General features: G+C 64.4%; 16 protein-coding genes and 1 tRNA gene. 6 read left to right on the top strand and 11 right to left on the bottom strand.

Going from position 1 to position 17,952, the window contains the following annotated elements; all coding sequences use genetic code 11:
* Positions 1-13: 13 nt before the first annotated feature.
* Together ACWIKC_RS05160 and ACWIKC_RS05155 are read left to right on the top strand one after the other, a co-directional pair.
* On the top strand, positions 14-562 hold the full coding sequence (locus tag ACWIKC_RS05160; RefSeq protein ID WP_454599046.1) for a hypothetical protein: 549 nt from the start codon (positions 14-16) through the stop codon (positions 560-562).
* 483 nt (positions 563-1,045) lie between these two features.
* Positions 1,046-2,125, top strand: a complete 1,080-nt coding sequence (locus ACWIKC_RS05155; protein WP_454599045.1) for a branched-chain amino acid aminotransferase — start codon at positions 1,046-1,048, stop codon at positions 2,123-2,125.
* An 8-nt stretch (positions 2,126-2,133) separates the two neighbouring features.
* Here ACWIKC_RS05155 and ACWIKC_RS05150 read toward each other — a convergent pair whose 3' ends face one another.
* Genes ACWIKC_RS05150 through ACWIKC_RS05130 form a run of 5 tightly spaced genes read right to left on the bottom strand, consistent with a single transcriptional unit; the run spans position 2,134 to position 8,114 of the window.
* Entirely contained in the window at positions 2,134-3,222 is a 1,089-nt protein-coding gene (locus ACWIKC_RS05150) for an NAD(P)/FAD-dependent oxidoreductase (protein ID WP_454599044.1), read from the bottom strand.
* Positions 3,222-3,878 (bottom strand): methyltransferase domain-containing protein, encoded by a 657-nt coding sequence (locus tag ACWIKC_RS05145; protein ID WP_454599445.1) that lies wholly within the window; start codon positions 3,876-3,878, stop codon positions 3,222-3,224. Before ACWIKC_RS05145 ends, ACWIKC_RS05150 begins: the two co-directional genes overlap by 1 nt.
* A gap of 35 nt (positions 3,879-3,913) precedes the next feature.
* Complete coding sequence (locus tag ACWIKC_RS05140) at positions 3,914-4,951, bottom strand: type III polyketide synthase (RefSeq protein WP_454599043.1); 1,038 nt, start codon at positions 4,949-4,951, stop codon at positions 3,914-3,916.
* Positions 4,952-5,005: 54 nt separating this feature from the next.
* On the bottom strand, positions 5,006-7,060 hold the full coding sequence (locus tag ACWIKC_RS05135) for an NAD(+) synthase (RefSeq protein WP_454599042.1): 2,055 nt from the start codon (positions 7,058-7,060) through the stop codon (positions 5,006-5,008).
* A gap of 52 nt (positions 7,061-7,112) precedes the next feature.
* On the bottom strand, positions 7,113-8,114 hold the full coding sequence (locus tag ACWIKC_RS05130) for a DNA topoisomerase IB (protein WP_454599041.1): 1,002 nt from the start codon (positions 8,112-8,114) through the stop codon (positions 7,113-7,115).
* 95 nt (positions 8,115-8,209) lie between these two features.
* Between ACWIKC_RS05130 and yghU the strand changes: the two genes are divergently transcribed.
* From yghU to ACWIKC_RS05115, 3 genes are all read left to right on the top strand, one after another.
* The gene (gene yghU, locus ACWIKC_RS05125) at positions 8,210-9,061 is read left to right on the top strand and encodes a glutathione-dependent disulfide-bond oxidoreductase (RefSeq protein WP_454599040.1); all 852 of its coding nucleotides are present in this window, start codon (positions 8,210-8,212) and stop codon (positions 9,059-9,061) included.
* A gap of 116 nt (positions 9,062-9,177) precedes the next feature.
* A tRNA-Gln gene (locus ACWIKC_RS05120) sits at positions 9,178-9,252 on the top strand.
* A gap of 284 nt (positions 9,253-9,536) precedes the next feature.
* Positions 9,537-9,659 carry a hypothetical protein gene (locus ACWIKC_RS05115; protein WP_454599039.1) on the top strand — a complete coding sequence of 41 codons (123 nt, stop codon included), beginning with the start codon at positions 9,537-9,539 and terminating at the stop codon, positions 9,657-9,659.
* Here ACWIKC_RS05115 and ACWIKC_RS05110 read toward each other — a convergent pair.
* From ACWIKC_RS05110 to ACWIKC_RS05085, 6 genes are all read right to left on the bottom strand, one after another.
* Positions 9,656-10,033, bottom strand: a complete 378-nt coding sequence (locus ACWIKC_RS05110; protein WP_454599038.1) for a VOC family protein — start codon at positions 10,031-10,033, stop codon at positions 9,656-9,658. The genes ACWIKC_RS05115 and ACWIKC_RS05110 overlap by 4 nt on opposite strands.
* A 13-nt stretch (positions 10,034-10,046) precedes the next feature.
* Positions 10,047-10,871: an SDR family NAD(P)-dependent oxidoreductase gene (locus tag ACWIKC_RS05105; RefSeq protein WP_454599037.1), complete on the bottom strand. Its 825-nt coding sequence runs from the start codon at positions 10,869-10,871 to the stop codon at positions 10,047-10,049.
* The gene (locus tag ACWIKC_RS05100; RefSeq protein ID WP_454599036.1) at positions 10,868-11,632 is read right to left on the bottom strand and encodes an SDR family NAD(P)-dependent oxidoreductase; all 765 of its coding nucleotides are present in this window, start codon (positions 11,630-11,632) and stop codon (positions 10,868-10,870) included. Before ACWIKC_RS05100 ends, ACWIKC_RS05105 begins: the two co-directional genes overlap by 4 nt.
* 14 nt (positions 11,633-11,646) lie before the next feature.
* On the bottom strand, positions 11,647-12,498 hold the full coding sequence (locus tag ACWIKC_RS05095) for an acyl-CoA thioesterase (RefSeq protein WP_454599035.1): 852 nt from the start codon (positions 12,496-12,498) through the stop codon (positions 11,647-11,649).
* 127 nt (positions 12,499-12,625) lie between these two features.
* The gene (locus ACWIKC_RS05090) at positions 12,626-14,662 is read right to left on the bottom strand and encodes a 3-hydroxyacyl-CoA dehydrogenase NAD-binding domain-containing protein (RefSeq protein ID WP_454599034.1); all 2,037 of its coding nucleotides are present in this window, start codon (positions 14,660-14,662) and stop codon (positions 12,626-12,628) included.
* 12 nt (positions 14,663-14,674) lie between these two features.
* Positions 14,675-15,907: a serine hydrolase domain-containing protein gene (locus tag ACWIKC_RS05085; RefSeq protein WP_454599033.1), complete on the bottom strand. Its 1,233-nt coding sequence runs from the start codon at positions 15,905-15,907 to the stop codon at positions 14,675-14,677.
* Positions 15,908-16,151: 244 nt separating this feature from the next.
* Between ACWIKC_RS05085 and ACWIKC_RS05080 the strand changes: the two genes are divergently transcribed.
* Complete coding sequence (locus ACWIKC_RS05080; RefSeq protein WP_454599032.1) at positions 16,152-17,897, top strand: class I adenylate-forming enzyme family protein; 1,746 nt, start codon at positions 16,152-16,154, stop codon at positions 17,895-17,897.
* Positions 17,898-17,952: the final 55 nt, after the last annotated feature.

Below are 17,952 nucleotides of genomic sequence, written 5' to 3'. Positions count from 1 at the left end.
GCATTGAGGGCATATGAAACCGATCTACAGCCATGTGGCCGCCGCCCTGGGTCTCACCTTCGCTATCGCCGCCTGCGTTCCGGCACCGCGCCCCGAACCGACGCCGGCACCCGCACCGGTTCAGGTTCGTCCCGCACCCACGCCGGATCCCTCGCCGCAACCGACCTACTCCAACTGGATGGATGCCCCGCGCAGCGCAGGCGACTGGAGCTATCGGGCGCAGGCCGGCGGCTCGCTGGCGCAATTCGGCACGCCGGGTGCAGGCGCGGGTTTCGCGATGCGCTGTGATAGCACGCGGCGCGAGATTATATTGACGCGCGAGTCGGCGTCGACCCAGCCGGTACCTCTGCGGATTCGCACCGAAACGGCCGAACGCGTGGTCACCGCGCAGCCCGTCGCGGGGCAGGTTTCCTCGGTGACGGTGGCCATCCCCGCGCGCGATCCGATTCTCGATGCGATGGCACTCACCAAAGGCCGCTTCGCGATCGAGGCGCAAGGCACACAGACGCTCTATATTCCGGCATGGGCCGAAGTCACCCGCGTGATCGAGGACTGTCGCTGATCTGCAATGAAACGCCGGTGCGGATCGGGTGAATCGGAACGAGCGATACTGACGTGGGAAAACTTTTATACAAGACTTGTTTTAACCACGCGCAGGTAACAGATTGCGACTCAAGATCAGCGGCGAAACGCGGTCTTGTCCCCGGAGACGGGGTACTTTGGCTCAAACAGCGCGAAAGGAGGTGATCCGATGTCTCATGGTTCAGCAGAGAGGTCGGCAAGTTTCCGCGCGGAGCACTATCGGTAAAACCTACCCTTAGAGGCTCCGTGAAGCGGCGCTTCCCGCCGCTGACCATGCGAAGGGCAGTTCCTTCCCGAGCGCTTGCGCCGGGCCGGGGCTGCCCTTCACATGTTGGCGTAATATGTTGTTCACCCCTGTAATATAGTTTCGTTTTCACGCTCTTTTTGGCTATCCGCGTGCTGGTGGACAGTTGGTATCGCGACACGGCTTGCTCTGCGCCCTTGCGCGGATTACCCGCTCGACATGCAGTTCGAACAGATCGCCCATCCCGCGCCCGTGCCCGGTGCGACCCGCCAGCAGGCGCTCGCCGACCCCGGTTTCGGCAAGCTCTTCACCGATCACATGGTCGAGATCGACTATGATGCCGACAAGGGCGGATGGTTCGCGGCGCGGATCGGCCCGCGACAGCCGATCACGCTCGATCCGGCGGCGGCGGTGCTGCATTACGCGCAGGAAATTTTCGAGGGCATGAAAGCCTATCGCCACGAGGACGGCAGCCTCGCGCTGTTCCGTCCCGAGGCCAATGCGCGCCGCTTCAACGATTCGGCGCGGCGGATGGCGATGCCCGATCTGCCCGAGGAGCTGTTCCTCGAATCGGTCCGCCAACTCGTGCTCAAGGACCGCGACTGGTATCCCGAGATCGATGGCGGCGCGCTCTATCTGCGGCCCTTTATGTTCGCCAGCGAGGCTTTTCTCGGCGTGAGGCCCGCGCGGCAATACAAATATATGGTTATCGCCAGCCCGGTGGGCGGCTATTTCAAATCGGGTGCCCCTGCGGTCAAAATCTGGGTCAGCCGCAACTACACCCGTGCCGCACCCGGCGGCACCGGTGCGGCCAAGACCGGGGGCAATTACGCCGCCAGCCTCGTCCCCCAGGCCGAGGCCACAGCGCAGGGCTGCGACCAGGTGGTGTTCCTCGATGCAGTGGACAAGAAATGGATCGAGGAGCTGGGCGGCATGAACCTGTTCTTCGTCTTCGACGATGGCAGCGTCATCACCCCGCCGCTGACCGGCACGATCCTGCCCGGAATCACCCGCGACAGCCTGATCGCGCTGCTGCGCGAAGAAGGCCTGACCGTCCGCGAGGAACCCTACAGCATCGACCAGTGGCGGATCGACGCCGGCACCGGCCGCCTGATCGAGACCATGGCCTGCGGCACCGCGGCGGTGGTCACGCCGGTGGGCACGGTCGCAGGCCCGGATGGTGAATTCACCATCGGCTCGGGTGGCCCCGGCCAGCTGACCAACAAACTTCGCGATCGGTTGGTCGGAATCCAGCGCGGAACCGTCGCCGACGACCGCGGCTGGGTGACGAAGCTCTAATTAGGGTTTTAGGCGGCGATCCGGCTGAGTCGCATCGCAAGCCGTGCTGCCGGGGCCAAGCTGCGGGCAACCTGAGTCAGCGCCCTGCCGCCCATCTCGCGTTCGCCCAACTGCCAAATCGCTTCCGCAACCCGCACAGGGCGCCGCGCGCGGCGGGCGAAGGCTTGCTGATAGGCTGGCGCCGCTTCGCTGCCGCCTTGCTGCCAGGCCTGCGCCGCAGCGATCCCGCTGGCGATGGCGATGCTCATCCCCTCGCCTGCAAGGCTGGGAATCACCGCAGCCTGATCACCCAGCCGGAACAGCCCGGGCGCGGTGTCCTGCGCGATCCAGCCATAGGGAACCGAAGCGATCGTATCGATCCGTGGGTTCGCACGCGCGAAGCTCAGCCGCGCAGCAAAGGTTGCGGATCCCCCGGCGAGCATCTCGAGCAATTGCGTGGGATCGTTGCCTGCGCGGGCGAGCAGGGATTTACGCAGCGCGAGACAGACATTGGCGCTTCCATCCTCCTGCAGCACGATCCCCGCATAGCCGCCCGCGAACAGGTGCAGCTCGATGCTCTCGCCGATCAGCGCGGTAAGCTGCGGGTCGGGTGCGATCCGCAATCGCAGCCCGAGCGCGGGATCGCGCGCACCGCGCGGGCGGGTTGCGCCGCGCAGATCATGTTTGCCGCTGGCGAGGAACAGCGAATCGGAGCGGTAGTCGCGGGCCTCGCCGCTGGCACAGCCCGGCGCGAGCGTGCGGATCGCGTCGATTTCGAGCTGCGCCCCCGATTGCACCGCTGTGTCGCGCAGCGCGGTGTCGAAGGCGTGACGCGAGAGCCCGTAGGCGGGCTCGGGCAGCGCGTTTTCCGCGAAATTGTCACCGGCGAACAGCCGAAGCGCGGTGATCCGCTGCGCGCCGAGCTGCGCGAGGTCGATGCCGAGGCTGCGCGTCGTGGCGGCGGTGCGCCAGCTCATGAAGCCGCCACACAGCGCATCGCCCACCACACCGTCGCGGTCGATCAGGATGGGTTCCGCCCCGCTCCGGGCAAGTGTAATCGCGGCGGCGCATCCCGCGGGCCCTGCCCCAAGAATGATCGGAGCGGTTGCCTGCCCCATCACAGGCGCTTTTCAACGCAGAGACGGAAGGGGAAGACGCGGTGCACCCGCGCATCCGTAATTCCGGCCTCGGCGAGGATCGGTTTCCACTCCGCCGGGCGATAGGAGCGTGCGATCGACATATGGCCATCGTGGCGCACGATCGGATGCCAGCCAGCCAGCTGCGCAAGCAGCGGATAGCCGAAATAGGCAAAGCCGTGGCGGTGCAGATCGTTGATGAACCAGCCGCTCTTCGCGTGCGTATCCATCGCGATCAGGAAGGCGATCAGCTCGTCATGCGTCATGTGATGCGCGACCAGGCTGGAGACGACGACGTCGAAATCGCGCGCGATCACCTCGGCATAATCGCCGGTCCAATATTCGATCGGCAGCTCGCAGGGGGTACTTTCGCGCGCCACGATCTTGCTCTTGGGGTTGAGGTCGACCCCGACCAGATAGGCGGTCTTGCCGTTGCGCTTTGCCCAGGCGGTGATTGCACGCAGCATGTCGCCATCACCGAAGCCGACATCGAGAAGGCGAAAGGAACCACGACCCGCCAGCGCACGACCGAGGTAGGCCAGCGTCGGGGCATGCGCCATGGTGGTGCGGTTGACCTTGGCGAGATCCTGCAAGACGGCACGATAGGTAGCCAGGTCCATGCCGGGCTCGTCCATCATTTCATCGGCGATAAGGCGGTCATCGAGCACGCGCGTCAATCGCTCCAGCCGAAGCGGAACCCCTCCATCGCGAGCCCCGGCCCGAAGGCCAGCGCCACTCCGTCGCGCGGCGCATCGCGCAAAGTTCGTTCGAGCACGAACATCAGCGTCGAAGAGGACATATTGCCGAAATCGCGCAGCACCGCGCGCGAATGGTCGAGCGCAGTCGGGGTGAGCCCGAGCCCGCTCTCGACTGCATCGAGGATCGAGCGCCCGCCGGCATGGACCGCGAAGGCCTCGGGCAAGGCGTCGCCCGCGATCCGCGCGCGGACCTCGGGGGCCAGCAGCGCGTCGCGGATGCGACCGGGGACCTCGCCCGAGAGATGCATGTGGAAGCCGGTGTCGCCGATATGCCAGGTGATCAGCCCGTCGCTGTCTTCGAGCGTGGCGGAGAGGCCCTGGCCCAGTTCTAGCCCGGGACCTTCGCCGCTGACGATCGCAGCCGCGGCGCCATCGCCGAATTGCGCGCCGGCCAGCAGCGGCTCGATCTCGTCATGGTCCTGGTGGTGCAGGCTGGAGAGCTCGACCGTCACCACCAGCACGCGGGCATCCGGCTCGCTGCGGACGATATGGCGCGCGGTGCGCAGCGCAGTGACCGCGGCGTAGCAGCCCATGAAACCCACCAGCACCCGCTCGACCGAGCCGGCCAGCCCGAGCCGCCGCGCGATGATCTGGTCGATCCCCGGCGCCACGAAGCCGGTGCAACTTGCAACGACGATATGCGTGATCGTGCCGAGTTCTCCCAACTTCCCGATCGCCGCCAGTGCGAGCTCGGGTGCCTCTTTGGCATAGATCGCCATTCGTTCTGCAGTGCTGGGTGGTTCGGCCGCATAGAAACCTACGCCCTCGTCGAGCTTGGCGTCCTCCTCGTCGAGCACCGACCAGCGATGCTCGATCCCCGAGCGTTCCGCCATCCGCGCGTAGAGCCTCGCCTCGCGGCGACCCTCGAGCTGGCGCATCGCCCAATGGCGATAGTCCTGTTCGAAATCGCAATCGGGCACAGCGGTTGCGATGGCATTGATACACGCGGTCATTCGGGAAGACATCCTTGCTTGTTCCCTTCAACGGTCGCGCGCTGCGCTGGTTTCCTAGTTCGGCAGATTATCCCGCAACTCCTCCAGCCACAGGTCCGCCACCGCATCGCTCGGTGCGCGCCAGTCGCCGCGCGGGCTGAGCGCCCCGCCCGCGCTGACCTTTGGCCCATTGGGCAGCGCACTGCGCTTGAACTGGCTGAACTGGAAGAAGCGCTTGAGAAATTTCTCCAGCCAATCGGCGATGGTCGCGAGGTCGTATTCGTTCTTGCGCTCGTCGTGGAAATGCTCGGGCCAGTCTCCGCGCTGCGCATCCTTCCAGGCGTGCCAGGCCAGAAAGGCGACATGGCTGGGCTTGTGCCCCCAGCGCGCGATGTGATGGAGGAAAAAGTCGTTGAGCTCGTAGGGCCCCACGACATCTTCGGTGTTCTGGATCTTCCCGTCGTCGCCGGCGGGGACGAGCTCGGGCGAGATATCGGTCTCGAGAATATCCAGCAGCACACCATCGCAGGTCTCGTCGAACTGGTGCGTCGTGGTTGTCCAGCGGATGAGATATTGGATCAGCGTCTTGGGCACGCCGGCATTGACGCTGTAATGGCTCATGTGGTCGCCCACGCCATAGGTGCACCAGCCCAGCGCCAGTTCGCTCAGGTCGCCGGTCCCGATCACCCAGCCGCCATGCTGCCCCGCCAGCCGGAACAGGTAATCGGTGCGCAAGCCCGCCTGCACATTTTCGAAGGTCACATCATAGACCGGTTCGCCATCGGCAAATGCATGGCCGATGTTCTCCAGCATCAGCCGCGCGGTCGGCTTGATGTCGATCTCCTCGGCAGTGATTTGCAAGGCGTCCATCAGCCTCCAGGCGTTGGACTTGGTGGCGTCCGATGTTCCGAAGCCAGGAAGCGTGTAGCCGCGAATGGTCGAGCGCGGGAGGCCGAGGCTGTCGCAGGCCTTGGCGGCGACGATCAGCGCATGGGTGCTGTCGAGCCCCCCTGACACGCCGATGACGAGCGACTTCGGGTTGGTGGCCTCGATCCGGCGGATCAGCGCGGCCACCTGGATGTTGAAGGCCTCGTAACAATCTTCCTCGAGCTTATGCTGGCGATTGGGAACGAAGGGAAAACGCCGTACCGGGCGGTTGAGGCCCACATCGCCGCCTTTCGGTTCGTGATCGAACACCACGGTCCGGAAGCGGTCCTCGGGCCGCCCCGAAGCCTCGGCGGCATCGTTGAAGGTCTGCATCCGCATTCGGTCGTTGAGGATGCGCTGGCAATCGATATCGGCGATGCACAGTTCGGGTTCGCGGTCGAAGCGGACGCTCTCGACCAGCAGATCGCCAAGCTCGTAGATCATCCCCTGCCCGTCCCAGGCCAGATCGGTGGTGCTTTCGCCATGGCCGCTGGCCGAATAGGCATAGGCGCAAACCGAGCGCGCCGAACTGGCGCGGCTGAGCATATGACGTTCGTCCGACTTGCCGATGGTGATGTTGGAAGCGGACAGGTTGAGGAGGATGGTCGCACCCGCGAGCGCCGCCTGCGTACCGGGCTGGACCGGGCTCCAGAAATCCTCGCAGATTTCCATCCCGAAGGTGAAGCCCGGGATGCTCTCATGCGCGAAGATCAGGTCGATCCCGAACGGCACTTCAGCGCCGTTGATCGGGATAGCGAGATCGACGCAGTCGCGGCCATGGGCGAACCAGCGTTTCTCGTAATACTCGCGGTAATTGGGCAGATAGCTCTTGGGCACCACGCCGAGGATCGTCCCGCGCGCGATGGCGATGGCGCAATTGTAGATCCGCCCGTTACGCCGTAGCGGTGCGCCGATCGCCAGCACGGTGGGAAAGTCGCGGCTCGCCTCGACGATCCGCTCCAGATGGACCTCCACCGCGTCGAGCAAGGCAAGCTGCAAATGGAGATCGTCGTTCGCGTAGGCGGACAGGCACAATTCGGGATAGAGCAGGAGATCGACATGATGCTCGGCGGCCCTGCGCGCCTCGCTGATGATCCCTTCGGCGTTGTAGGCGACATCGGCGGTGCGCACCTTGGGAGTACTGGTCGCCATGCGCACGAAGCCGTGGGTGTGCATGTCGAAGAAGCGGTGGGTCTGAGTCATGCCGACATCCGTATCGGCAGACACCCGCGCGCGCAATCGACCAGACGGCGGTTCAGGCGGCGAGCAGTTTGGCGGCGCGCGGTCCGTCCTGCAACAGAGCGAGCAGCCCGCGCTCCTCGCGGCTTAGCCATTTGGTGCTGCGCGGCAGGCTCAGACTCTCGCGCCACTCCGCCTGCTTGCCGATCAGATCGATGACCGCGGGGTGGACGTAGCTCTTGCGCGTCACCGCCGGGGTGTTGCCCAGATGCGCGGCGACTTCCTCCAGCACGGCCTTGATCGTAAGCACATCCTTGCTTCCGGCCAGCAGGCTGAAGCCGAGCACGCTGGCATGCCAGGTGCGGAAATTCTTGGCGGTAAAATCCTCGCCCATGGTCTCGCGCAGATAGGAATTCACGTCGGTCGAGCCGACCGCGTGAAGATCGCCGTCGTCGTCGACATACTGGAAGACGTGCTGTCCGGGCAGATCCTGCATCTTGCGCACGACGCGTGCCAGGCTGCTGTCGGTCAGCGTCATCTCGCGCAACTTGCCGCCCTTGCCCTTGAACCGCAGGCGCAGCGTGTGACCGGTTACCTCGGCATGGCGCTGGCGCAGGGTCGTCGCGCCGTAACTCTTGTTACGCGCCGCATACCCTTCGTTGCCGATCCGCACCGCGCCCAGATCGAGTAGCCGCACGACGCTCGCCACCGCGCGCTCGCGCGTCAGCGCACGGGCGCGCAAATCCTCTTCGACCCGGCGACGCACCAGCGGCAGCAGTTTGCCGAATGTGATGCAGCCATCGTATTTCTCGCTTTCCTGCCTGGCGCGGAAATCGGGGTGGTAGCGATATTGCTTGCGACTCTTGGCGTCGTAACCCGTGGCGAGGATATGGCCGTTGGGCGCTGGGCAGAACCAGGCGTCGATGTAGGCGGGTGGCAGCGCTACCGAGTTCAATCGCCGCTTTTCCAGCCGATCCCCGATCAACCCGCCGTCAGGGTCGTAATAGGCCCAGCCGCGCCCGGAGCGCTTGCGGGTGATCCCGGGCAGATCGTCGTCGACATAGATGAGCTTCGTCATGGTGAAGGCCAAACCGCCCGAACAGCGATCCGGTTCCGCTTGCCTGCCGGACTTTCGCGCCCCACCTGTGCTGCAGACACGCGAGGAGACACGCTTTGCCCGACACTGCCTACACGCCGCCCGAAATCTGGTCGCACGATGCCGAGAACGGCGGGAAATTCGCCAACATCAACCGCCCGACCGCGGGTGCGCGCGAGGACAAGGAACTTCCGCTCGGCAATCACGATTTCCAGCTCTATTCGCTCGCGACGCCCAATGGGGTGAAGGCGACGATCATGCTCGAGGAACTGCTCGAGGCCGGGCATTCGGGCGCGGAATACGACGCCTGGACGATCGATATCGGCGATGGCGCGCAGTTCGGTTCGGGTTTCGTCGACCTCAACCCCAATTCCAAGATTCCCACCCTGCTCGACCGCAGCGGCGCGCAGCCGGTCCGGGTGTTCGAAAGCGGCGCAATCCTGATGCATCTCGCCGAGAAATTCGGCGCCTTCCTGCCCACCGACCACACCCGTGCCGAAGTGCTCAGCTGGCTGTTCTGGCAGGTCGGGAGCGCGCCTTTCATCGGTGGCGGTTTCGGTCATTTCTACGCCTATGCGCCGGAGAAATACGAATATCCCATCAACCGCTATGCGATGGAAACCAAGCGGTTGTTCGACGTCGCAAACCAGCGGCTCGCGAACACGCGATATCTCGGCGGCGACGATTACACCGTGGCCGATATCGCGACGTTCCCCTGGATCGCGCCCTTCGTCTTCGGCGGCATCTACGGCGAAGCGCGCAAATTCCTCTCGATCCACGAATACGAGCATGTCGAACGCTGGGTGAAGGCCATCGCCGAACGCCCGGCGGTCAAGCGCGGCCGGATCGTCAACAGGACCTGGGGCGAAGAGGACGAGCAAATGCGCGAGCGCCATTCGGCTGCGGACTTCGAAGGCAAGGCTCTCTAGCCGGAGCGGCCCGGGCGCGAGCCAGCCTCGCGCCCGGCTGCCTCTCCCGATCACGGGTCGCAAGACTGTCAGCCCTTTTCATCGTCGCCCAAGCCGTTATAGGGGCGCGCACGTGCTGGGGTGTAGCCAAGTGGTAAGGCACCGGTTTTTGGTATCGGCATTCGCAGGTTCGATCCCTGCCACCCCAGCCAGCTTACTATGCTGCAACAACCTGAAAATGAGCGCCTTAAGCGCGATTTAGATGATTTGGCGCCCTCCCGCGGGTTTGAGCTCCGCTTTCCAGCATCCGATTCCATCCACCATCCGAGCGATGACTTCGGCTGTTGGCCCGGTTTCGCGTTCGCTGGTTACGATTCCAGCCTTCCGGACCCCGGCCAGTACCGAACCTCTTCTTATGGTGTCGACGCGGTCTAGACTCGGCGGAGGAATCACGCGCGAGGGATGTTGTCTGGGCTGTGTCCACCGGGCTACCCAGATGAACCATTCGGCTTCCGCTCCCAAGAATACGCGCGCTGGGCTGCCGCTGCTGGACGCCGCGCTGCCCATCCGCGTCGAGCAGTTCGGCAATACCGAAGTGAGGGGAGAGCTGACCGGTTAGCCGGCGCGCTGCATCAGTTCGATTTCATGGCCATGCGGCGTCGTCGCGAAGGCGATCCGCATGCTGCCGAACTCGGCTACCGCGCCCTTGGGCTTAGCGCCGTTCTCGACCAGCATCGCCAGCGTCGCCTCGAGGTCGCGGGTCAGGAAACCCAGCGGACCATAGTTTGTGCCATGTTCGATCGCGCGGCCGTCCTTCCACTCGAAGAGCACCAGCGTAAAGGGCGCATCGCCGCAGGTCAGCATGATCTCGCGAAAGCCGGGCGTGTCGATCACGTCCCTGCGGGTCATCCCCAACGCCTCGACGTAGAAACCGGCGGCTTCCTCGGCATCGGCAACGGTGATCTTGAAGAAATTCAGGCGTGGTGCGCTCATGGCGAAGGCTCCTTCAGGAGGTGGGACGGTTGGCGTCGCCCGGCGGGCGAGCGGTGGGGTGCGAGGACGACAGGCCGCCATCGACGGCCAGCGCCTGGCCGTTGACGTAGCTGGCGGCGTCGCTGACGAGGAACAGCGCAGCTTCGGCGATTTCTTCGGGCTGCCCGCCGCGCAGCAGCGGGTTGAGCTGTCCGATCTTGTGCTCCTTGCCCGCCGCGCGGGCACCGTCGAACATCGGCTGGGTCATGCCGGTCTCTGTCAGGCCGGGCAGGACGGCGTTGACCCGCACTCCGGTCCCGGCAAGCTGCTGCGCGGCGGTCTGCACCAGATTGATGACACCCGCCTTGCTGGCAGAATATTGCGCCGGACCAGCGCCCGAGCGCAGGCCCGCGACTGAGGCGGTGCACAGGATCGCGCCTCCACCTGCATCGCGGATCGCCGGTGCGGCGTGTTTGATCGCGAGGAAGGGGCCGATCAGATTGACCCGCAGGACCTCTTCCCAAATCTCCGGCGTCGCATCGAAGAACCCGCCGCGCACGCCGCCGGTGATCCCGGCGTTGGCGAAAAAGATATCGAGCCTGCCATGGGCCTCTTGCGCCTTGGCGACCGCCGCCGCGACATCGGCTTCCTCGCCCGCATCACCGACGATGGCGACCGCATGCCCGCCCGCCTCTTCGACAGCATCAGCGGTCCGGTGAACCTCTTCGGTCCGGTCGAACAACACCAGTTTCGCGCCTTCGTTGGCGAACAGCAGCGCGCTTGCGCGACCGATCCCCGATCCTGCCCCGGTGATGATTGCAACCTTGGCGGACAGCCGTCCGCTGGTTGGCGCGCTCATATGGTCGCTCCGCCATCGACCACGACCATCTGGCCGGTGGTCCATTTGGCCGCGGGCGACGACAGATAGACGGCGGCCCCGGCGATGTCGCGCGGCTCGCCGATCCGCCGCATTGGCAGCGCTGCCTCGGTCCGTTCTAGCGCCTTGGGGTTCTCCCACAGGGCGCGGGCAAAATCGGTCTTCACCAGGCCGGGAGCGATGGCGTTGATGCGCACGCCGTGCTGGCCGTTCTCGACCGCGTAATTGCGCACCAGCTGGAAATCGGCGGCCTTGGAGACGTTGTAGGCCCCGATGGTGGCCGATCCGCGCAGGCCCCCGATCGAGCTGATCACAACGATGGCGCCGTCACCCTTTTCGCGCATGTCGGGCAAGGCCAGTTGCATAAGCCAGTGGTTGGAGAGGATGTTGTTGTCGAGAACCTTGCGGAACTGCTCGTCCTCGATGCCGTCCATCGAGCCGTAATAGGGGTTGGACGCGGCGTTGCAGACGAGGATATCGACCGGACCGAGCTGCTCCTTGGTGCGGGTGAACAAATCCTGCAGCTGCTCCTTGTCGGATATGCTCGCCGCGATGGCGACCGCGCTCCCGGAGCCGTGCTCGGCATTGATCGCGGCGGCGACCTCCTCGCAGGCCTCCTGCTTGCGGCTTGATATGACCACTTGCGCGCCATGGGCGGCGAGCTCCTCGGCGATGGCCTTGCCGATGCCGCGGCTCGATCCGGTGACGATCGCGACTTTTCCGGTCAGGTCGAATAGGGACATTGTTCGTTCTCCTCTCAAATGTGTTTCTCTAGGCGGTCGATCGCTTCGCCTTTGGGTCGCATCAGGCTTTCCTGGCTGGCGGTAGCCACCAGCTTACCCTCTTCGGAGAAAAAGAACCCGCGGTTCAATCCTCGCGCATGGCCGGCCCAGGGGCTCTCGGTGGCGAACAGGTGCCAGCGGTCGAAATCGGGCGTCTCGTGAAACCAGATCGCATGGTCGAGCGAGGTCGCCTGCACTGTATCGCTGGCCGGCCTGATCGCGTGCGGGAGCATCGCATTGCGCAGGAACATCATGTCCGACGCATAGGCGAGCAATGCGCGTTGCATGGCAGGTCCGGCACCGGTCGGCCGGCGCATGCGCATCCACACCCCGGTGCGCGGCTGGCGCGGTTTTGCCCCGAACAAGGCCCCGGGGTCGAGCGGTACAATCTCGATCGGCCGTTTCTGCAGCCGTTCGATCAAGGAGGAATTGGCTGCCCTCTCATTTTGGGCGTTCCAGCGCACCAGGCTCTCGAGCGCGGCGTCGATGTCGAGCGCAAACGGCGCCTCGATCTGATGCTCGAAACCGGGCTCGGCAACATGGAAAGAGGCGATCATCGAGCAGATCACCGTATCCGCCTGCATCGCCTCGACCCGGCGAGTCGCGAAACTGCGTCCTTGCGACAGCGTGTTGACCCGGTAGTCGACCGGATCCTCGCGCGATCCCGGCTTGAGGAAATAGGCGTGAAGCGAATGCGGCAGCCGCGCGCCCTCCTCTTCGCCGCAAGCCGCCATCAGCCCCTGCGCGATGGCCTGCCCGCCGAATAATCGCGGCCCCATCGCCGGGCCTGCAGCCCCGGCCCACTGCCCTTCTCCCGCGCGCGCCACGGTCAGTATCGTTTCAAGATTTTCGATTGTCGGCCCCCTGAATATTACAGCACCGGGTTGGTGCCGCACCGGCTTGTGAAGAGCGGACGATCTCCCCGATCGCCCGCTCTTCGCATCGCCAAGCCGCTCAGTTGAAGGTCTTGCCCGCCTCGGCCCTGCTGCGCAGATAGTCGCTCACCGGCAGATCGTGCTTCTCGAGCCCGGCGACGACCGTATCGAGCCCAATCGTATCGGCCCAGAACATCGGACCGCCGGTGTAGAGCGGCCAGCCATAGCCGTTGATCCAGACGACATCGATATCGCTCGCGCGCTGGGCCATGCCCTCATCGAGGATCTTCGCGCCCTCGTTGACCATCGGATAGAGCAGCCGCTCCTTGATTTCCTCCTTGGAGATGTCGCGCTGCGGCGTGCCGGTCTTCTCGGCGAAATCGGCAATGATCGCCTTGACCTCGTCCGACGGCGTGCGCTGGCGGGCCTCGTCGTAATCGTAGAAGCCCTTGCCCGCTTTCTGGCCGAAGCGGCCGACGGCGCAGAGGGCTTCGCGAATAGTGGTGACCTTGGAGGGGTCGCGATGCCAGCCGATGTCGATGCCGGCCAGATCGCCCATCTGGAACGGCCCCATGGGAAAGCCGAACTCGAGCAGGACATCGTCCACATCCCAGTAATTGGCGCCTTCCATGATCAGTTGGTTGGCCTGCTCCTGGCGCTTGGAGAGCATCCGGTTGCCGATGAAACCCGGGCATACACCCGACACGGCGGCTACCTTGCCGATGGCCTTGGACAGTTTCATCGCCGTGGCCAGCACATCGTCTCGCGTTTTCTCGCCGCGCACCACTTCGAGCAGTTTCATCACGTTGGCAGGCGAAAAGAAGTGCAGCCCCACCACATAGCCCGGCCGTTTGGTGGCGGTCGCGATCTCGTCGATATCGAGATAGCTGGTGTTGGACGCCAGGATCGCGCCCTCTTTGACGGTTTCGTCGAGCGTGCGGAACACCTCCTTCTTCACATCCATACTTTCGTAGACGGCTTCGATCACCAGATCGCAATCCGCGAGATCACCATAGTCGAGCGTGGGGGTCAGCAGCCCCATCGCGCTCTCGACCTGCGCTTCCGTCATCCGACCGCGCTTGGCGGTGTTCTCGTAATTCTTGCGCATCGTGGAAGTGCCGCGTTCGAGCGCATCCTGCTTCATCTCGAGGATGGTCACCGGGATGCCTGCCGACAGGAAGTTCATCGCGATCCCGCCGCCCATCGTGCCCGCACCGATGATGCCGACCTTCCCGATCGGGATTGGCCTGGTATCGGAGGCAAGACCGTCGATCTTGTTGGCGGCGCGCTCGGCGAAGAAATAGTGGCGCATCGCGGCCGATTGCGTACCCGTCATCAGCTTGGAAAAAAGGGCGCGTTCCTTTTTCACGCCCTCGGCAAAGGAGAGTGCGCCCGCCGCCTTTACCGCCTCGATCCCCGCATTGGGGGCGTCGAAGCCGTGCAGCCTGCGACCGTTTTTTGCGCGGAATTCGTCGAAGATGTCGGGATTCGCCACCCCGTCGCGATTGTTGTCCATTTCAGACGTGCGCGGCACGGGTTGGCCGATCTTCGACTTCGCGAATGTGACTGCCTCACCGCCCAGATCTTTTTCGTCCACCAAGGCATCGACCAGACCAATCTCCTTGGCTTTGCTGGCAGAAATTGGATTGCCGATGACCACCATCGGCAGCGCCGCCTCGGCTCCAACCAGCCGGGGCAGGCGTTGCGTTCCGGCCGCGCCCGGGATCAGGCCAAGCTTGACCTCGGGCAGGCCGAGCTTGGCGCTCGGCACCGCGACGCGGTAGTGGCAGGCCAGCGCAATCTCGCAGCCGCCTCCTAGCGCCGTGCCGTGGATCGCTGCGACGACCGGCTTGTCGCTCGCCTCGATCGCGTCGCAGACCTCGGGCAGGCTGGGCCCCTGCGGCGGCTTGCCGAATTCGGTGATGTCCGCGCCCGCAAAGAAAGTCCGCCCGTCGCAGCGGATCACGATCGCCTTGATTTCATCGTCGGCGGCGCCTTGCGCGATGGCGTCTTGCAGACCCAGTCGCACGCCATGGCCGAGCGCGTTCACGGGCGGATTGTCGGAAGTGACGACGAGGACGTCGCCCTGCTTCTCGGTCGAGATCGGGGATGGCATGGTTTTTCTCCTTTATGCGTAGCTGTCGGTGAGCGCCGAATAGATCAGGGTCTTGAGCTGGCGACGGATGGGGTAGGTCGAGGACGGATAGAGCTGCGTCATGAAGACCATGGTGATCCGCTCCACCGGATCGACGAAGAAGGCGGTCGAATAGGCCCCGCCCCAGTAGTACTCGCCCTGGCTGGAGGGCATCAGCGTCTTTGCAGGATCGACGACCATCGCGAAGCCCAGCCCGAACCCGGTGCCGGCATTGTTCGCCTCGCTGAACAGGCTCTGGCTCATCTGGGTCAGATCCGCTCCGCCCGGCAAGTGGTTGGCGGTCATCAGATCGAGGGTCTTGGGGCTGACGATCCGCACACCATCGAGCGCGCCGCGACCCAGCAACATCGCGCAAAAGCGGTGGTAGTCGGTAATCGTGCCGATCAGGCCCCCGCCGCCCGAATGGAATGTCGCGGGTTCGACCAGGCGGCTCTCCGCACCCTTGTCGATCAGGCGCGGCGGCTTGCCGGGGCGATAGCCATAGGCATCTGCCAGCCGGTCTGCCTTCTGGACCGGAACGTGAAAGCCGGTGTCGGTCATGCCGAGCGGTTCGAAAATGTGCTGCGCGAAATAGTCGCCCAAAGGCATACCCGACAGGCGTTCGACGCAGACGCCCAGCACATCGGTCGCAACCGAATAGTTCCATTGTGCGCCCGGCTCGAATTCGAGCGGGATGCGCGCGAGCGTGGCGATGTATTCGTCCGAACCGATCGTGTTGCGCGACACGTCCAGCCTGGCCTCGCGATAGGCGGCATCCACGCTGCTGCGGTTCTGGAAGCCATAGGTGAGGCCCGACATATGGTTCATCAGATCGACGAAGCGCATCGGCCTGCCCCGCTTCATCGGCGCGAAGGGCAGCGCCCCGCCGCCGCCGTCATAGGCGCCCAATTCCGCGAACTCGGGCAAGACGCGCGATACCGGATCGTCCAGCGCCACCTTGCACTGTTCGACCAACTGCATGAAGGCAATCGAGGTGACCGGCTTGGTCATGCTGGCAATCCGGAACAGCGCATCCTCGCGCATCGCTGTCCCGTCGTCGCGCAAGATGCCGCCGTGGCCGTAATGTACCGGCTGCCCATCCCGCGCGACAAGGATTTGCGTGTTCTTGAGCCGCCCGGTGTCGAGATAGCCCTCCTTGAGAAACGCATCGATTCGCGCCAACCGCCCCGCGTCGAACCCCATATCTCCCGGCTTACCCATCTCCATCACCCTGCTCCTTTGCCTTCCGGTCGAGGCCATACCTTTTGTTCTGGCGGTGACGATAGCCGTTTTCGCCAGTGTTTGAACCCTCATACCCTGATTTTAGACAGGCTCGGTTTCTGCCTTGCATACGGGCAGCGCACCTGGCTAAACCTCCCCGATGGAATCGTGTCCATGAGGCACGCTGAGGAGAGGAATCAATGCACAACGCAGTAATCGGATTCACCGGCGTGTGCGGGGTATTGTGATCATGGCGACCAAGGCAGACAATCTCGCAGAGGCAATCGGTTGGGCGCCGCCGCCAGGCTGGCCCGCGCGCAGCCGAGCCGAATGCACGGCCTTGCTGACCGCTCCCGGCCAGCGCTTCGAGATGGAAAACATCGACATCGGCGGTGTGCCGACGCGAGTGTGGAAGAACGCGCCACCCAATTTGCGCGCCATTGCCCTGTATGGCCAGACGCATGGGGAGCGCGAGTTCACCATCTATGAGGGCGAGCGCGTCACCTATGACGCATGGTTCCGTGCGGTCGCAACGCTGGCGCATGAGTTCCAGGCCTGCGGGATCAAAAAGGGCGACCGGGTTGCGCTGGCGATGCGCAACCTGCCGGAATGGCCGGTGGTGTTTTTCGCGGCGACAACCATCGGTGCCATCTGCGTACCGCTCAACGCCTGGTGGACCGGGCCCGAGCTGGCCTATGGACTGGCCGATTCCGGCACCAGCCTGCTGGTCTGCGACGAGGAACGGTGGGATCGTATCGTTCCCCATCTGGGCGAGTGCCCCGAGCTCGAAACGGTGTTTGTCTCACGCTGCAAAGCGGAGCCGGACGGAGCAAAACGGCTCGAAGCGATCATCGGCATTCCGCCGGCCTATTCCGACCTTCCCCCGGCGAACCTGCCGGATGTCGACATCGCGCCCGACGACGATGCGACGATTTTCTACACCAGCGGCACCACCGGCAAGCCCAAGGGCGCGCTGGGCACGCACCGCAACCTGTGCAGCAACGTTCTCTCCAGCGGTTTCAACGCTGCCTGCGCGGTGTTGCGTCGCGGCGAACAGCTGCCCGAGCCCACCCCCAAGACCGGGCTGACTGTCATACCGCTGTTTCACGTCACCGCCTGTTCGGCCGGGCTGATGGGCAATATCGCAGCGGGAAACACGCTGATTTTCATGCATCGCTGGGATCCTGTCGAGGCGTTCCAGATCATCGAGCGCGAGAAGGTCCATTCCACCGGCGGGGTGCCCACCATCGCCTGGCAATTGATCGAGCATCCCGAACGCAAGAATTACGACCTCTCAAGCCTCGAGGCGATCGGCTACGGGGGCGCTCCTTCGGCACCCGAGCTCGTACGCAAGATCCGCGAAGTCTTCGGCGCGCTGCCTGGCAATGGCTGGGGCATGACCGAGACCATGGCCACGGTCACCGGCCATTCGAGCGAGGACTATCTCAACCGCCCCGACAGTTGCGGGCCGCCGGTCGCGGTCGCCGATCTCAAGATCATGAGCGAGGACGGCACCCGCGAGATGGAGATCGGCGAAATCGGCGAATTGTGGGCCAGAGGCCCGATGGTGGTGAAGGGATACTGGCGCAATCCAGACGCGACGGCGGAAACCTTTATCGACGGCTGGGTCAGGACGGGCGACCTCGCGCGCCTCGACGAGGAAGGCTTCTGCTATATCGCCGACCGCGCGAAGGACATGATCATCCGCGGCGGCGAGAACATCTATTCCTCCGAGGTGGAGAATGCGCTCTACGATCACCCGGCGGTCACCGATGCCGCGCTGATCGGCCTGCCGCACCAGCATTTGGGCGAGCAACCGGCCGCCGTCGTCCATCTCGCCCCAGGCACCAGCGCCGACGAGGCGGAGCTCCAGCAATGGGTCGCCGAGCGTCTGGCGAAGTTCAAGGTGCCGGTCCGGATCGTCTTTTCCTCCGACACGCTGCCGCGCAACGCCAATGGCAAGATCCTGAAGAAGGACCTGCTGGCGTTGTTCTGAGATTGCTTCCGCTTGACGCTTGGCAGTCTTACAGATGCTGATGTAATGCTGGCGA

Source organism: Qipengyuania sp. SM2507, from assembly GCF_053714505.1.
The sequence above is the reverse complement of the archived record's forward strand: the minus strand, read 5'-3'. Positions and strand labels throughout refer to the sequence as shown.

What these genes read in the sequence shown, in the direction of transcription:
- ACWIKC_RS05115 (WP_454599039.1), top strand. Translation starts at nt 9,537, where the DNA reads ATGAACCATTCGGCTTCCGCTCCCAAGAATACGCGCGCTGGGCTGCCG.
- ACWIKC_RS05100 (WP_454599036.1), bottom strand. Translation starts at nt 11,632, where the DNA reads ATGTCCCTATTCGACCTGACCGGAAAAGTCGCGATCGTCACCGGATCG.
- ACWIKC_RS05130 (WP_454599041.1), bottom strand. Translation starts at nt 8,114, where the DNA reads ATGACGAAGCTCATCTATGTCGACGACGATCTGCCCGGGATCACCCGC.
- ACWIKC_RS05085 (WP_454599033.1), bottom strand. Translation starts at nt 15,907, where the DNA reads ATGGAGATGGGTAAGCCGGGAGATATGGGGTTCGACGCGGGGCGGTTG.
- ACWIKC_RS05135 (WP_454599042.1), bottom strand. Translation starts at nt 7,060, where the DNA reads ATGACTCAGACCCACCGCTTCTTCGACATGCACACCCACGGCTTCGTG.
- ACWIKC_RS05090 (WP_454599034.1), bottom strand. Translation starts at nt 14,662, where the DNA reads ATGCCATCCCCGATCTCGACCGAGAAGCAGGGCGACGTCCTCGTCGTC.
- ACWIKC_RS05110 (WP_454599038.1), bottom strand. Translation starts at nt 10,033, where the DNA reads ATGAGCGCACCACGCCTGAATTTCTTCAAGATCACCGTTGCCGATGCC.
- ACWIKC_RS05145 (WP_454599445.1), bottom strand. Translation starts at nt 3,878, where the DNA reads ATGATGGACGAGCCCGGCATGGACCTGGCTACCTATCGTGCCGTCTTG.
- ACWIKC_RS05105 (WP_454599037.1), bottom strand. Translation starts at nt 10,871, where the DNA reads ATGAGCGCGCCAACCAGCGGACGGCTGTCCGCCAAGGTTGCAATCATC.
- ACWIKC_RS05160 (WP_454599046.1), top strand. Translation starts at nt 14, where the DNA reads ATGAAACCGATCTACAGCCATGTGGCCGCCGCCCTGGGTCTCACCTTC.
- ACWIKC_RS05155 (WP_454599045.1), top strand. Translation starts at nt 1,046, where the DNA reads ATGCAGTTCGAACAGATCGCCCATCCCGCGCCCGTGCCCGGTGCGACC.
- ACWIKC_RS05080 (WP_454599032.1), top strand. Translation starts at nt 16,152, where the DNA reads ATGGCGACCAAGGCAGACAATCTCGCAGAGGCAATCGGTTGGGCGCCG.
- ACWIKC_RS05140 (WP_454599043.1), bottom strand. Translation starts at nt 4,951, where the DNA reads ATGACCGCGTGTATCAATGCCATCGCAACCGCTGTGCCCGATTGCGAT.
- ACWIKC_RS05150 (WP_454599044.1), bottom strand. Translation starts at nt 3,222, where the DNA reads ATGGGGCAGGCAACCGCTCCGATCATTCTTGGGGCAGGGCCCGCGGGA.